Genomic DNA, 12,783 nt, shown 5'->3' with positions numbered 1-12,783 from the left:
GCCGCGACGCTCAAGGGGCGCGTTGACAGGGGTCTCCAGGCATCTCGATACTGACTGGCGATTCAGTAAGCGCGCGGTCTGTTCCGTGAGCGCGTCTATTCCGTGAGCGCATCGATTACGTGAGCGCATCGAATACGTGAGCGCATCGCGGTGCGAGTATCGCGGTGAGCGCATCGAACCCTGGAGACCCATGTCCGGCCCACCCACCGCAGCCGCGCCACCGACCGCATCGGCCGCATCGGCAGCACCTGGCGAACCTGCCGAACCGGCCTCGCGACGCACCGCAGGGGGCGCCGTCGCCGAGCCCCCACTGATGTCGCTGACCTGGACCGATCACATCACCAGCCGCCGGGGGTTCCTCGTGGTGGACCGGCTGGTGCGGGGTGTCTCCAGCGGCGGGTTGCGGATGCGTGCGGGCTGCACGCTCGAAGAGGTCACCGGTCTCGCCCGCGGGATGACGATGAAGGAGGCCCTGCACTACAACCCGGAGGGCCGCTACATCCCCCTGGGCGGCGCCAAGGGCGGGATCGACTGTGACCCGCAGGACCCGGAGGCGTACGGCGTCCTGGTGCGGTACCTGCGCGCCATGCGCCCGTACATCGAGGACTTCTGGACGACCGGGGAGGATCTCGGCCTCACTCAGGACATCGTCGACAGGGCTGCTGCGGAGGCGGGGTTGGTCTCGTCCATCCAGGCCGTCTACCCGCTACTGGACGACGAGACGGCGGCCCGGCAGCGGCTCGCCGACGCGTTCGCGGTCGAGGTGGACGGCATCGGACTCGACGAACTGATCGGAGGGTGCGGGGTGGCGGAGTCGGTGCTGGCCGCGTTGGACCGGGCGGGTGTGCCGTATGCGGGCACCCGCGTCTGCGTGCAGGGTCTGGGGACCATGGGCGGCGCGACCGCCCGCTTTCTCGCGCGCGCGGGGCTCACGATTGTCGCCGTCGCCGACGTCAAAGGCACGATCGCCAACCCGGCCGGGCTCGACGTCGAGGCGCTGCTCGCGGCCAGGGACGCGTACGGCACGGTGGATCGCGCCGCCCTTCGCGACGACGACCGTGAACTGCCGGGCGACGCCTGGCTGTCCGTCGACGCGGAGATTCTCGTTCCCGCGGCGGTGTCGTACACGATCGATGCCGGGAACCAGCGGCGGATCACGGCCCGCTGGATCGTCGAGGCGGCGAACATGCCGGTGCTGCCCGATGCGGAGGAACTGCTGGCCGCGAGAGGGATCACCGTCCTCCCGGACGTCGTCGTCAACTCCGGCACGAACGCCTGGTGGTGGTGGACGCTGTTCGGCGACATCGGCGCGGACGCGGACGAGGCCTTCGACCACACCCGCCGCTCCATGCGCGCGCTGATCGACCAGATGCTCACGCGCGCGGAGGCCGACGGTACGACGCCGCGCGCGGCCGCGCACACCATCGTGTCGGACCGGCTGCCGGTGATCGCGGAGCGGTTCGGGTGGTACGGATGACTGTCCCGGTGACCGGTCCGGTGACTGTTCCGGCGCGTGCCCACGCGCGCGTGCCTCACGCGGTCCGGCTCCTGGTGTGCAGCGTCGGCGGTGTTTCCCTGTACAGCGTGGACGGTGTTTCCCTGTACAGCGTGGACGGTGCTTCGCTGTGCAACGTGGGCGGTGCTTCCTGATGACACGGGTGCGGTTGAGCGTGGCTGAGCGGCGGGAAGAGCTGTTGCGTGCCGCCGTCGAGCAGATCGAGGCGCGAGGGGTCGCGGCCGTGCGCATCGCCGATGTGGCCGCCACCCTCGGGGTCAGCAACGCCCTGGTGCTCTATCACTTCTCGACCAAGGAACAGCTGGTCGCCGCCGCGTTCGCACATGCCGCCGAGGGCGATCTCGCGCATCTGCGCAGGCTGCTGGGCAGGCGCACGACGGCGGTACGCCGCCTGCGTACCGCCGTCCGCTGGTACGCGCCGACCGGGCAGGCCAAGGGGTGGCGGCTGTGGATCGAGGGCTGGGCGGGGGCCCTGCGCGATCCCGCGCTGCGCGAGGTGACGCGCGGCCTCGATCAGCAGTGGAAGGCAGCGCTCGCCGAGGTGATCGCGGCGGGCGTGGCGGCCGACGAGTTCCGCTGCCCGGACCCGATGGCCGCGGCCCTGCGCCTGACCGCGCTGCTGGACGGGCTCGCGGTCCAGATGACGGCCTACGACGGCGCGCCGTCCCGTGCGCGCATGACGGAGTGGGTCGACGAGGCACTCGCCCGGGAACTGGGCCTTGAGCGGGAGGCGTTGACGGCAACGGCACGGTGACCCGCCGGGCGGGCCCCACGGTTCCGGACGCGCCCCGGCTCCGGGCCGGAGGCCCATGACGGGTTCAGGCCGTACCTGACGAACCCGCCGTCGTGGGGTTGTGCCCACCCGTTCCCCCCAGCGGCACGACTGCCCACGACGCTCACCGCATACCACCCTCCCCCGGTTCCCAAGACCACCAGATGCCTCTACAGAGGCAGCAGATCCGGTCTCTTCGCCTCGACGTGGTCCCCGGAGGACTCGCCGCGCAGCCGCCGTCCGATCCACGGCACGAGGTATTCGCGGGCCCAGTGGATCGTGTCGCGGCGCACCTCGAGGGAGCCGCGCGGCGGTTCCGGGGGCCAGGGCTGGTCCGGGTCGGCGGGCACCTCGAGTCCGAGCACCTGTGCGGCGCGCAGGGCGACACGGGTGTGGCCCTCGGGCGACAGGTGCAGCCGGTCGGGGTCCCAAGCCCTGCGGTCCTGGATGGTCTTGAGCGACCACAGGTCGAGGACGGGGTAGCCGTACCGGTCGGCGATGGCCCGCAGGTGCAGGTTGTACGTGGCGATCTTGCCGCGCAGGTGCTTCAGCACGGGTACGCCGCGGGTGTCGAAGCCCGTGGCGATCAGGACGGTGCCCGCGGCCGATGCGAGGTCGGCGACGGCCCGCTCGAAGCGTTCCGCGACGTCGTCGGGGTCGGTGCCGGGCCGGATGATGTCGTTGCCGCCGGCGCAGAACGTCACGAGGTCGGGAGCCAGTTCCTTGGCCCGCGGGACCTGTTCCGCGACGATCTGGTCGAGGAGCCTGCCGCGTACGGCGAGGTTGGCGTAGCGGAAGGTGTGCTCCGGGACCCGGTCGTCGAGAAGGACGGCGAGCCGGTCGGCCCAGCCGACGAAGTGCCCGCCGGGCCCGGGGTCTCCGACACCTTCCGTGAAGCTGTCGCCGACCGCTGCGTAGGACCTGATCACGTCACTGGTGAGGAATGTCGACTCTGCTGCCACGTCGGCATATCTTTCACCTCGCTAAGTGACCTACGCCACCGTAGGCAGGGGTTGACGGCGGGTGAGATATGCCACTCGTCAAGATTCGCCCAAGCCAGGAATAGAGCCGGGCCGTTCATAGAGGCAGGGTCGGCGCGGCTCACGGGCGAGACGACGTGCGCCCGGCCAGGTCGCACCATGGGGCGGTGCAGGCCTGACCGGGCCTCGTCGATCGGTGTCGGTCCCTCGAAACCGAGGTGGTGTCAGATGGAGACGCCGTGCTGGCGCAGGTACGCCAGCGGGTCGACGTCGGAGCCGTAGTCCGGCGTGGTGCGGATCTCGAAGTGCAGGTGCGGGCCCGTGCTGTTGCCCGTGGAGCCGGAGAGCCCGATCTGCTGTCCCGCGGTCACGGTCTGGCCGGCCGAGACGGAGAGGGCGGACAGGTGGGCGTACTGCGCGTACAGACCGTCGCTCAGCTGGATGACGACCTGGTTGCCGTACGAACCGGCCCAGCCGGCGGAGACGACAGTGCCCGCACCGACGGCCTTGAGGCTGGTGCCGGTCGGAGCCACGAAGTCCACGCCGGTGTGGTAGCCGCTCGACCACATGCTGCCCGACTGGCGGTAGGGCGTACTCATGGTGGCGCCGGGGATCGGCGCGGTGAAGGCGGAAGTGGTCGTGGCTGCCGTGTCCGCGGGCGCCGTGCTCGTGGCCGTGGTGGTCGCCTTGGGAGCGGTGGAGGTCGTGGACGCCTTCTCGGCGGGCGCCTTGGAGGCGGCAGCGGCCGGGGCCTTGGAGGCGGAAGCGGAGGCCGAGTCGTTGGTGGCGGCGGCCTTGCCGTCGACGACGAGCTTGAGGCCCGCGCGGATCTTTGTGGGGTCGGCGCCGATGGCCTTGCGGTTGTCCTTGTAGAGCTTCTTCCAGCCGCCGGCGACCTTCTGCTCCCTGGCGATGCTGGCGAGGCAGTCGCCCGACTTCACCGTATACGTCTTCGTCGCGGCCGACTTGGCGGCGGGCGCGACGACGGCCTTTCCGGAAACGGACTGGACCGCGGACTGCGGGGCGGTCTGTGCGGGAGCGGCGAAGGCGCCCGTGGCGCCGATGAGCGGCAGTGCGAGTGCGGCACTCCCCGCGCTGAAGGCGGCTATGGAGCGGGTGAAGCGCAGGGACTTGGAACGGCGGTTCTTACCGGTCGCGGGCATGGCGAATTCCTCTCCGGCGCCTGCGAGGTGAGCTGTCGGGTTCGGACTGGAGATGTCCGGCCGCGTTTTGGCGCGACTTCACCCCAAGCTGGTCCGGATACCCGGAACCGGCGTTCTACCTGTGGGATCCCCCGCTCCTGCCATACACGTTGTGTGAGTGGGGATTCCGGGCGATGGCAGGATTCGGCGTCCGCCCGGATCGACCGTGACCGTAAGCGAGTCGGAATGGCGGACACAAGCGTGGTTATTCCGGCGGGATTCCGGTTCTTGATCCTTCGCCGGAAATTCCGGTCACTGTCCGTGGATTAACGATCTCCGCATTCAGGCCAACAGCCCGGAAATTCAGGGGCGGTCACGAAAGGGAGATCGCCACCCACCGTCACCAATATGATCCTGCTCACGGCATGCCGCTCATGACACCTTATTGCAGGGCGAGTTAGAGCTAATAACCCAAAGAGGACTAAATCGGTCAGATGCGACGCAGACGGAGAACTGCCGCATCCAGGTCGCCATGCAGCCCGGTCCGCAGACCGTGGTGCAGCAGCACCGCACCCCGGTGCACCGTGCCGGTCTCGAGGCACTCGTACGACCCGGCGGGATCGAGCTCGCGCAGCCTGACCGCCGGGGGCGCCTCCCCGTAGTGCTGGGCCTGCAGCCACGCCAGGACGAAGGTCTCGTCCCCGAGGACGTACTGCACCGCGCTCAGCCCGCCCTCCGGCGCCCTCAGCCGGTAGAGGTCGCCGCGCTGCACGACGGGGCGGATGTCCTTGTAGAGATCCACCCACTGACGAGCCTCGGCGAGCTCCTCGTCGCTCCACTCGGTGAGGTCGCCGCCGACCCCGAGCACCCCGGCCATGGCGCTGACGAAGCGGAATCGCAACGAGCTCACTCGGTCATTGAGCTGGACGTTCGGGCTGTCGGTGACCCAGGCCGCCATGACCCGCGCGGGGTGTACCTGAGTGAAGCCGTGCTGGATGGCGAGCCGGTCCAGCGGGTCGGTGTTGTCGGAGGTCCACACCTGGTCGGTGCGCGCCATGATGCCGAGGTCGATCCGGCCGCCACCGCCCGAGCAGGACTCGAAGGCCACTCCGGGGTGCGCGGCCCGCAGCCGGTCCAACAGCCCGTAGAGCGCGTGCACATGGGCGTTCCACAGCCTCTGCGGATACGGTTCCCCAGGCCAGCCCGCGTCCGTGAAGCAGCGATTGAAGTCCCACTTCACATAGTCGATGGGCGCGCTGCCCAGCAGGGTGTCCAGCTGCTCCCACAGGTACTGCTGGACGTCCTCGCGGGCGAGGTTCAGGACCAGCTGGTTGCGGAACTCCGTCCGCGTACGTCCAGGGAAGTGCTGCACCCAGTCGGGGTGGGCGCGATACAGATCACTGTCGGCGTTGACCATCTCCGGCTCGACCCAGATGCCGAACCGCATGCCCAGGGCGTGCACGTCGTCGGCAAGCGGCTTCAGCCCGTGCGGGAAGCGGTCCGGGTTGGGCGTCCAGTCGCCCAGACCGGCCCGGTCGCTGGTCCGTGCGCCGAACCAGCCGTCGTCGACGACGAACAGCTCGACGCCCATGTCGGCGGCGCGCCGGGCGAGCGCCCGCTGCTGGTCCTCGGAGATGCCGAAATTGGTGGCCTCCCAGGAGTTGTAGAGCACGGGCCGGTCCTGAGCGGCGTCGGGAATAACGTACTTGCGCTGATATGTGTGCCATGCCCGACTTGTTCCGCCGAAGCCGCCGTCACTCCACAGCCCCGCGAAGACGGGTGTGGCGATCGCCACTCCGGGCTTGAGCAGCGCCTGCCCCGAGTCGTCGTGCCCCGTACCACCGGTGATCTGCACGATGCCGTCCGGCAGCTGCTGCACGGCGATCCGCCAGGACCCCGACCAGGCGAGGGCGCAGCTGTACACCTCGCCGCTCTCCTCGGTGGCCGCGCCTTCCGCGTCGAGCGCGACCCACGGCAGGTGCTGGTGCCCGGTGTGCCCGCGCCGGCTACCGATGATCTTCTCGCCGTAGGTCAGCTCGGAGCGCCCGAGCCGGGACTCGGCCGCCCACCGGCCGTGCAGCTGGGACAGCCGCCAGCGGTCGCGCACCGGCAGCGTCCAGGTCGCGGAGTCGGCGCGCAGCACCTCCAGGGCGGGGGCGTCGGCCGGCCCCTGGTGGATCAGGATGGCGCTGCGCTCGACGACGTCGTCGCGCATGCGGTACACGAGGGTGAGCTGGAGGTGGTGCACTTCGTCGAAGAAGTGCACCTGCAGCTCGTCGTCGTCCGCTGCCGCGTTCCGGTAGCGCCACTCGGTCCCGCGCACCTCGTCGGTGCGTACCGACAGCGCGGGGCGTACGAAGCGGGGGCCGCCCTCGACCGGGTACTCCTCGTGCCCGTCGAGCGGGGACTCGAAGGGCCAGTACGGAGCGGGGGGCTCGGCGGCGAGCGCCTCGGCATCGGCAAGCGTGATCCGCGGCCCCCAGTGAAGGTGCAGCAGCTCGTCGCGGTCCGTCAGCCGCAGCGCATAGCTGCTGCCGGGCCCGGAGAGGAGCCACGTCCGGCCGTCCGCACCGATCTCGATCATCAAGCCCCCACATTCGCTCACGCCCGATCAGGTACCAACATCATCGGGGGTGAGGCACCCTCTGGGCAATGGCCTCATACAGGGCAGCGCGGGCATCGAGGCCGCCCGGCAAGGCACCAAATACGGCTGTATGGACAGCGGAAACACGACCACGCAAGGCCCCAAAACCGCCCCCGCAGCAGCTGATTGGCCCTGACACCCATGTCGTATGGTCGACAGAGCGCCCTCCGGCGAGCAGCGTCGGTGGCCGACTGGGAGGAGCCCACGTGACGCAGCAGGTCCCGTCGACAGACCCTGAGCTGGTCGGTGTGCGCAACTTCCGTGACGTCGGGGGCCTCCCGACCACGGACGGTCGCCGGACCCGGCAGGGGATGCTGTTCCGGAGCGGGCACCTGGCGCACGCGACCGAGGCGGACGCGGCATTCCTCACCTCACTGGGCCTCCACACGGTCTTCGACTTCCGCAATTCCGCGGACCAGCGGCTCGAGGGCCCGGACGTGGAGCTGCCCGGCGTACGCAATGTGAACATCCCGATGAACGACCCCGCCGACGGGGCCGAGTTCTGGCGGATGGTCCGTGACGGCAGCGTGGACCAGCTGCGCGCCATCCTGTCCGACGGCAAGGCGGCGAACCGGATGATCAGCTCGTACCGCACGATCATCAGGCAGCGCACCGCCGAGCAGAGCCGTGTGCTGCACGCCCTGGCGGACGACAGCGTCCCCGCGCTGCTGCACTGCGCCGCGGGCAAGGACCGCGCGGGCGTGACGATCGCAGTGGCACTGCTGGCCGTCGGTGTCGAGCGCGACGCCATCGAGGCGGACTACCTCGAGTCGAACGCCCAGCATCGCCGCTACAAGGTGCGCCGGACCGATACCTCCCCCAACGGCATGTCCCCCGAGATCATGGAGCTCCTGAGCCCGCTCTTCGACGCGCGCGCCGAGTACCTCCGCGCGGCGTTCGACACGATCGAGGAGACGTGGGGCGGCACTGACAACTACTTCGCCGAGGGCCTGAAGCTGACGCCGGAGGTACGCGAGAGGCTCCGCGCGCGCCTGCTCGACTGAGACCCGGCCCTCGGAACAGGCGGTTACTGGCTCTTCGCGCCGAGCTCGAAGAGCAGATAGATGAACGCCGCCAGGAGATGCCCCACGGCGATGTAGACGATGAGCCGCACCCAGAGAGCGCGCGGGAACCTCTCCTCCATCGAGCGGCGAGACGCGGCCGGCTCGGACGGCGCAGGCTGAGGCGTTATCGGTTCCGGCGTCGTCGGTTCGGTCATCGCGGGTCTCCCATGGTCCGGTGGCCGGCCGCCGGGCCGAGGCACGGCACGACGGCGGGGCTCTGCAGCAATGTGTGTACGAAGAGCAGCTCGGCCCCGTCGCGGCCGTCGGCCTCGAGCCGGTGCGGGGTCAGCGAGTCGAAGTGAGCGCTGTCGCCTGGCCCGAGGCTGTGCGTGGCGTCCCCGAGCCGCAGCCGTAGCCGTCCCTCGAGCACGTAGAGCCACTCCTCCCCCGGGTGTACGCGCACGATGTCGCCCTGCGTCCCAGGCGCCACGTGCACCCGCAGGGCCTGCATGGCGCGACCGGAGGAGCCCGCCTGCCGGTAGGTCCAGCCGCCCGCCTCGGTGGGCTCGGTGTCCGCGCCGCGGAGTACGGCGTCGCGGTCGGTCACCGTCTCGCCCAGCAGCTCAGAAACCGTCGTACCGTAGATGCGCGCGAGCGCGAGCAGCATCGGCAGCGAGGGCTGGCGTCGTCCGGTCTCAAGGCGTGAGAGGTGGGCGGGCGAGAGACCTGCGGCGCGGGCGGCGGCCTCGAGGGTCAGCGAGGCTCGTCGCCGCAGCTCGCGCAGGTGGGGTGCGACGGCGGGCAGCTCATCGGGTGTCGCCGGCCGCTCCGGCTCGGAAGGGCTCATGCCTCCGATTGAGCCAGACGTCATGCCTCCTGGGCAAATTTCTTGCCCGAGAGGCAAAGAGGCGCGCTACCGGTTGGCCACCGCCTGCTTCACCAGCGTCTTCCCGAAGTCCCACATCAGCCCGCCACCACTGTGGGCATCGTCCATGACGGCGGTGAAGGCATCCACGAAGCGGTCCACGTCCCGCTCCCCCACGACCAGCGGCGGGATCAGCTTGATCACTTCAAGGTGATCGCCGGACACCTGGGTGAGGATGCGGTGCTTCTGCAGCAGCGGCACCACCACCATCTGCGCGAAGAGCCCCTTGCGGGCGGCCTGCAGCACCGTCCAGCGGCTGCGCAGTTTCAGCGACCGTGGCCTGCCGAACTCGATGCCGATCATCAGGCCACGGCCCCGTACATCGCTCAGCAGCTCATAGCGGTCGACGAGCGCCGCCAGCCGGCTCTTGAGCAGCCCACCGGTCGCGCGCGCGTTAGCGACGATCTGCTCGTCCTCCATGACCGAGAGCACGGCGAGCCCAGCTGCCATGGCCTGGGCGTTGGATCCGAAGCTCGCCGAGTGGACGAGCACGCGGTCGATCGACGAGTAGACCTTCTTGAAGATCCAGTCCTTGCCGATCGTGGCGCCCACCGGGACGTAGCCTCCTGAGAGCGCTTTCGCCACGCAGACCAGATCCGGTTCGACCCCTTCCTCGTGCTGATACGCGTAGAAGTCGCCGGTACGGCCGAGGCCTGTCTGGACCTCGTCGGCGATGAGCAGCGCCTTGTGCCCGTGGAGCAGGTCCTGGGCGGCACGCAGATAGCCGGGCGGCGCCTCAAGTACGCCCTTGCCCTGGATCGGCTCGACGATCAGCGCGGCGACATCGCCCTTCTTGAGCTCCTTCGCCAGTACGTCGAGGTCGCCCAGCGGGACCGGGGTGTCGGGCAGCAGCGGTGCGAAGCCGTCCCGGAAGCCCGACTCGCCGTTCACGGACAGCGAGCCGGTGGTCAGCCCGTGGAATGCGTGCGTGCAGTACAGGACGCGCGGCTTCCCCGTCGCGTACCGGGCGAACTTCAGTGCCGTCTCGACGGCCTCCGTGCCGCTGTTGCCGAAGAACACACGGTCCAGGTGCGGGCTGTGGGCCAGCAGCTTCTCGGCGAGCAGTCCGGGCAGCGGCTGGCAGTCGAAACGGGTCAGATCGGCGAGCGAGGCGTCCAGGACGTCGTGCAGCGCCTTGCGTACGACGGGGTGGTGCCGGCCCAGGCCCATGACGCCGAACCCGGCGAGCATGTCGAGGTAGTCGTTGCCGTCCTCGTCCCAGAAGTACGCGCCCTCTGCCCGCTCGTACACCTTGTCGAATCCGATGGTGTGCAGCATGCGCGGCAACTGGTGGTTGAGGTACTTGGAGTGCAGCTCATAGCGCTCGGCGCCGCGCTCGGCGAGGAGTCTGCCGAGGTCGAACTCCTTGCGCCCGCCGGGCGGCGTGTCCTCGCGCGCATGATCCCGCGCGCTTGCCCCCGTGCCGCTCTGCGGGCCTTCCTCGAACTCCTTGGGGTCGGAGGTGGTCATTTTTCCGGTTTCTCCTTGGCTGCCAGGGCGGCACCGATCCGTCCGGCGATCTCGACGGGCGTGAGCCCGATGTCGGCCAGTACCTCACCACGCTTGGCGTGCGCGAGGAACTGCTCCGGGATGCCGAACCGCCGTACGGGTACGTCCACTTCGGCCTCGCCCAGCGCCAGCGCGACCGCCGCACCGACCCCTGCCGCCTTGCTGTTGTCCTCGACGACCGCCACCAGATCGTGCGCGGCGCCCAGCGGCGGCAGTGCGGGATCGACGGGCTTGACCCAGCGCGGGTCGACGACGGTGCACCGGATGCCGCGCGCCTCGAGCAGCTCGGCGGCCTGGAGGCACACCGGTGCCATCACGCCGACGGCAACGAACAGCGCCTGCGCGTCGTACGCAGATCCCTGCCCCGAAGCCGTCCGGTGCAGGACGTCGAGGCCGCCCATCCGGTCCACGGCCGGAATCGCCGGTCCCACCGACTCCTTGGGGAACCGCAGCAGCGTCGGCGCGTCGTCTACGGCGACCGCCTCGCGCAACTGCGCCCGCAGCTGGTCGGCGTCGCGCGGCGCGGCGATACGCAGACCTGGCACGACCTGCAGGATCGACATGTCCCACATGCCGTTGTGCGAGGCCCCGTCGACCCCGGTCACACCCGCCCTGTCCAGTACGAACGTCACGCCGCACTTGTGCAGGGCGACATCCATGAGGAGCTGGTCGAAGGCGCGGTTGAGGAAGGTGGCGTAGACGGCGACCACCGGATGCACCCCGCCCGTCGCAAGGCCGGCAGCGGACACCGCGGCGTGCTGCTCGGCGATCCCGACGTCCCACACCCGGTCAGGGAACTGCTCGGCGAACTTCGTCAGCCCCACCGGGTGCAGCATGGCCGCCGTGATCGCCACGACGTCCTCGCGCTCGGCGCCGATTCGGGCGATCTCGTCGCCGAACACTGAGGTCCACGAAGGCCCGTTGGACGGCGCGAGCGGTTCGCAGGTCAGCGGGTCCATGACGCCGACCGTGTGGAAACGGTCGGCCTCGTCCGCGAGCGCCGGCTCGTAGCCGCGCCCCTTCTCGGTGAGGCAGTGCACGAGCACCGGCCCGTGGAAGCGCTTCGCCCGGCGCAGCGCCGACTCGACGGCACGGGTGTCGTGTCCGTCGATCGGCCCGACGTACTTCAGCCCTAGGTCCTCGAACATGCCCTGCGGCGCGAAGGCGTCCTTGAAGCCCTTCTTGGCGCCGTGCAGCGACTCGTACAGCGTCCGCCCGATCACGGGTGTGCGCTGCAGTACGTCCTTGCCCCAGGCCAGCGCCTTTTCGTAACCGTCGGTCGTGCGCAGCGTCGCGAGGTGGTTGGCGAGGCCGCCTATCGTCGGGGCGTAGGAGCGTTCGTTGTCGTTGACGACGATGATCAGCGGCCGGTCCTTGGCTGCCGCGATGTTGTTGAGCGCCTCCCACGCCATGCCGCCGGTGAGAGCGCCGTCTCCGATGACGGCAACGACATGGCCCTGCTCCCCCAGCACCTGGCGCGCCTTGGCGAGGCCGTCCGCCCAGCCGAGGGCGGTGGAGGCGTGGCTGTTCTCGATGACGTCGTGCTCGGACTCCTCGCGCGACGGATAGCCCGACAGGCCCCCCTTGCCGCGCAGTTTGGAGAAGTCCTGACGTCCCGTCAGTAGCTTGTGTACGTAGCTCTGGTGGCCGGTGTCCCACAGGATGCGGTCGACGGGCGACTCGAAGACCCGGTGCAGGGCGATGGTGAGCTCCACCACCCCGAGGTTGGGCCCCAGGTGACCGCCGGTCCGGGCGACCGCATGCACCAGGAACTCACGGATCTCCTCGGCCAGCAGGTCGAGTTCCTCCTCGGACAGCGCCTTCAGATCACGTGGCCCCCGGATGCCTTCCAGAATCGTCACGCTCGGGCCTCCCCTCTTTTTTGAAGCTCGGTTCGCCTCCGGAGCGCGCTGTATCCATAAGCCCCTGTCGGGGCGTGGCCGGTGTCGAGAAGGCGACCGTGCTCAGCCCTCCTTCGTCGGGCCTCCGCGCTCCCCCACTCTCGGCTTCTCCCCCAGTGCCTTGAGGGCCTGGGAGGTACCCCCAGAGCGGGGGCACGCTCATCCTTCTCGACACCGTCGCGCTCCTTCGGCTCACTCGCTGGCAAGGTTGTTCAGCTCACGGTGATGCCGGATGCTCCTGGCGTGGTGACGGTCGGCGCGCCGGAGGCGACGCCGTCGTTCTCCATCTGCTCGGCGATCTTCATCGCTTCCTCGATGAGGGTCTCCACGATCTTCGACTCGGGCACCGTCTTGATGACCTCGCCCTTCACGAAGATCTGACCCTTGCCG

At 69.7% G+C, this 12,783-nt stretch carries 10 protein-coding genes, 1 pseudogene and 1 riboswitch; of the genes and pseudogenes, 3 read left to right on the top strand and 8 right to left on the bottom strand.

Annotated features, from left to right (window positions below; all coding sequences use genetic code 11):
• Positions 1-313: 313 nt before the first annotated feature.
• Positions 314-1,477: a glutamate dehydrogenase gene (locus H1D24_RS37730; protein WP_181662287.1), complete on the top strand. Its 1,164-nt coding sequence runs from the start codon at positions 314-316 to the stop codon at positions 1,475-1,477.
• A 172-nt stretch (positions 1,478-1,649) separates the two neighbouring features.
• Entirely contained in the window at positions 1,650-2,270 is a 621-nt protein-coding gene (locus tag H1D24_RS37725; RefSeq protein WP_181662256.1) for a TetR/AcrR family transcriptional regulator, read from the top strand.
• 188 nt (positions 2,271-2,458) lie between these two features.
• Here the strand turns inward: H1D24_RS37725 and H1D24_RS37720 are convergent, their stop codons facing one another.
• From H1D24_RS37720 to H1D24_RS37710, 3 genes are all read right to left on the bottom strand, one after another.
• Entirely contained in the window at positions 2,459-3,250 is a 792-nt protein-coding gene (locus tag H1D24_RS37720) for an SGNH/GDSL hydrolase family protein (RefSeq protein ID WP_181662255.1), read from the bottom strand.
• 242 nt (positions 3,251-3,492) lie between these two features.
• A complete protein-coding gene (locus tag H1D24_RS37715) occupies positions 3,493-4,431 on the bottom strand; it encodes a M23 family metallopeptidase (protein ID WP_181662254.1) in 939 nt (312 codons plus the stop codon).
• Positions 4,432-4,433: 2 nt separating this feature from the next.
• Positions 4,434-4,614, bottom strand: a riboswitch (cyclic di-AMP (ydaO/yuaA leader).
• 286 nt (positions 4,615-4,900) lie between these two features.
• Positions 4,901-6,994 (bottom strand): alpha-galactosidase, encoded by a 2,094-nt coding sequence (locus H1D24_RS37710; RefSeq protein ID WP_181662253.1) that lies wholly within the window; start codon positions 6,992-6,994, stop codon positions 4,901-4,903.
• 266 nt (positions 6,995-7,260) lie between these two features.
• Here H1D24_RS37710 and H1D24_RS37705 point away from each other — a divergent pair, with 266 nt between their 5' ends.
• The gene (locus tag H1D24_RS37705; RefSeq protein ID WP_181662252.1) at positions 7,261-8,058 is read left to right on the top strand and encodes a tyrosine-protein phosphatase; all 798 of its coding nucleotides are present in this window, start codon (positions 7,261-7,263) and stop codon (positions 8,056-8,058) included.
• Positions 8,059-8,081: 23 nt separating this feature from the next.
• Here the strand turns inward: H1D24_RS37705 and H1D24_RS43205 are convergent, their stop codons facing one another.
• From H1D24_RS43205 to H1D24_RS37680, 5 genes and pseudogenes are all read right to left on the bottom strand, one after another.
• Complete coding sequence (locus H1D24_RS43205; RefSeq protein WP_246460325.1) at positions 8,082-8,273, bottom strand: DUF6126 family protein; 192 nt, start codon at positions 8,271-8,273, stop codon at positions 8,082-8,084.
• Entirely contained in the window at positions 8,270-8,905 is a 636-nt protein-coding gene (locus H1D24_RS37695) for a helix-turn-helix domain-containing protein (RefSeq protein ID WP_181662251.1), read from the bottom strand. Before H1D24_RS37695 ends, H1D24_RS43205 begins: the two co-directional genes overlap by 4 nt.
• A 66-nt stretch (positions 8,906-8,971) precedes the next feature.
• The gene (locus tag H1D24_RS37690; protein WP_258564646.1) at positions 8,972-10,453 is read right to left on the bottom strand and encodes an aspartate aminotransferase family protein; all 1,482 of its coding nucleotides are present in this window, start codon (positions 10,451-10,453) and stop codon (positions 8,972-8,974) included.
• Positions 10,450-12,354, bottom strand: coding sequence for a 1-deoxy-D-xylulose-5-phosphate synthase (gene dxs, locus H1D24_RS37685; protein ID WP_181662250.1), 1,905 nt, complete (start codon positions 12,352-12,354; stop codon positions 10,450-10,452). The genes H1D24_RS37690 and dxs overlap by 4 nt, the downstream gene beginning before the upstream one ends.
• Before the next feature lie 251 nt (positions 12,355-12,605).
• Positions 12,606-12,783, bottom strand: a pseudogene (locus tag H1D24_RS37680) (flavodoxin-dependent (E)-4-hydroxy-3-methylbut-2-enyl-diphosphate synthase); the annotation flags it as partial.

Source organism: Streptomyces himalayensis subsp. himalayensis (assembly GCF_013778455.1).
Taxonomy (GTDB): Bacteria; Actinomycetota; Actinomycetes; order Streptomycetales; family Streptomycetaceae; genus Streptomyces; species Streptomyces himalayensis.
Note: the sequence above shows the minus strand (reverse complement) of the source record. Positions and strands in the feature narration are given on the sequence as shown.

Bases quoted from the DNA above. Each gene is read 5' to 3' on its own strand.
- H1D24_RS37725 (WP_181662256.1), top strand. From the start codon at position 1,650: ATGACACGGGTGCGGTTGAGCGTGGCTGAGCGGCGGGAAGAGCTGTTG.
- H1D24_RS37730 (WP_181662287.1), top strand. From the start codon at position 314: ATGTCGCTGACCTGGACCGATCACATCACCAGCCGCCGGGGGTTCCTC.
- H1D24_RS37690 (WP_258564646.1), bottom strand. From the start codon at position 10,453: ATGACCACCTCCGACCCCAAGGAGTTCGAGGAAGGCCCGCAGAGCGGC.
- H1D24_RS37695 (WP_181662251.1), bottom strand. From the start codon at position 8,905: ATGAGCCCTTCCGAGCCGGAGCGGCCGGCGACACCCGATGAGCTGCCC.
- H1D24_RS37710 (WP_181662253.1), bottom strand. From the start codon at position 6,994: ATGATCGAGATCGGTGCGGACGGCCGGACGTGGCTCCTCTCCGGGCCC.
- H1D24_RS43205 (WP_246460325.1), bottom strand. From the start codon at position 8,273: ATGACCGAACCGACGACGCCGGAACCGATAACGCCTCAGCCTGCGCCG.
- H1D24_RS37715 (WP_181662254.1), bottom strand. From the start codon at position 4,431: ATGCCCGCGACCGGTAAGAACCGCCGTTCCAAGTCCCTGCGCTTCACC.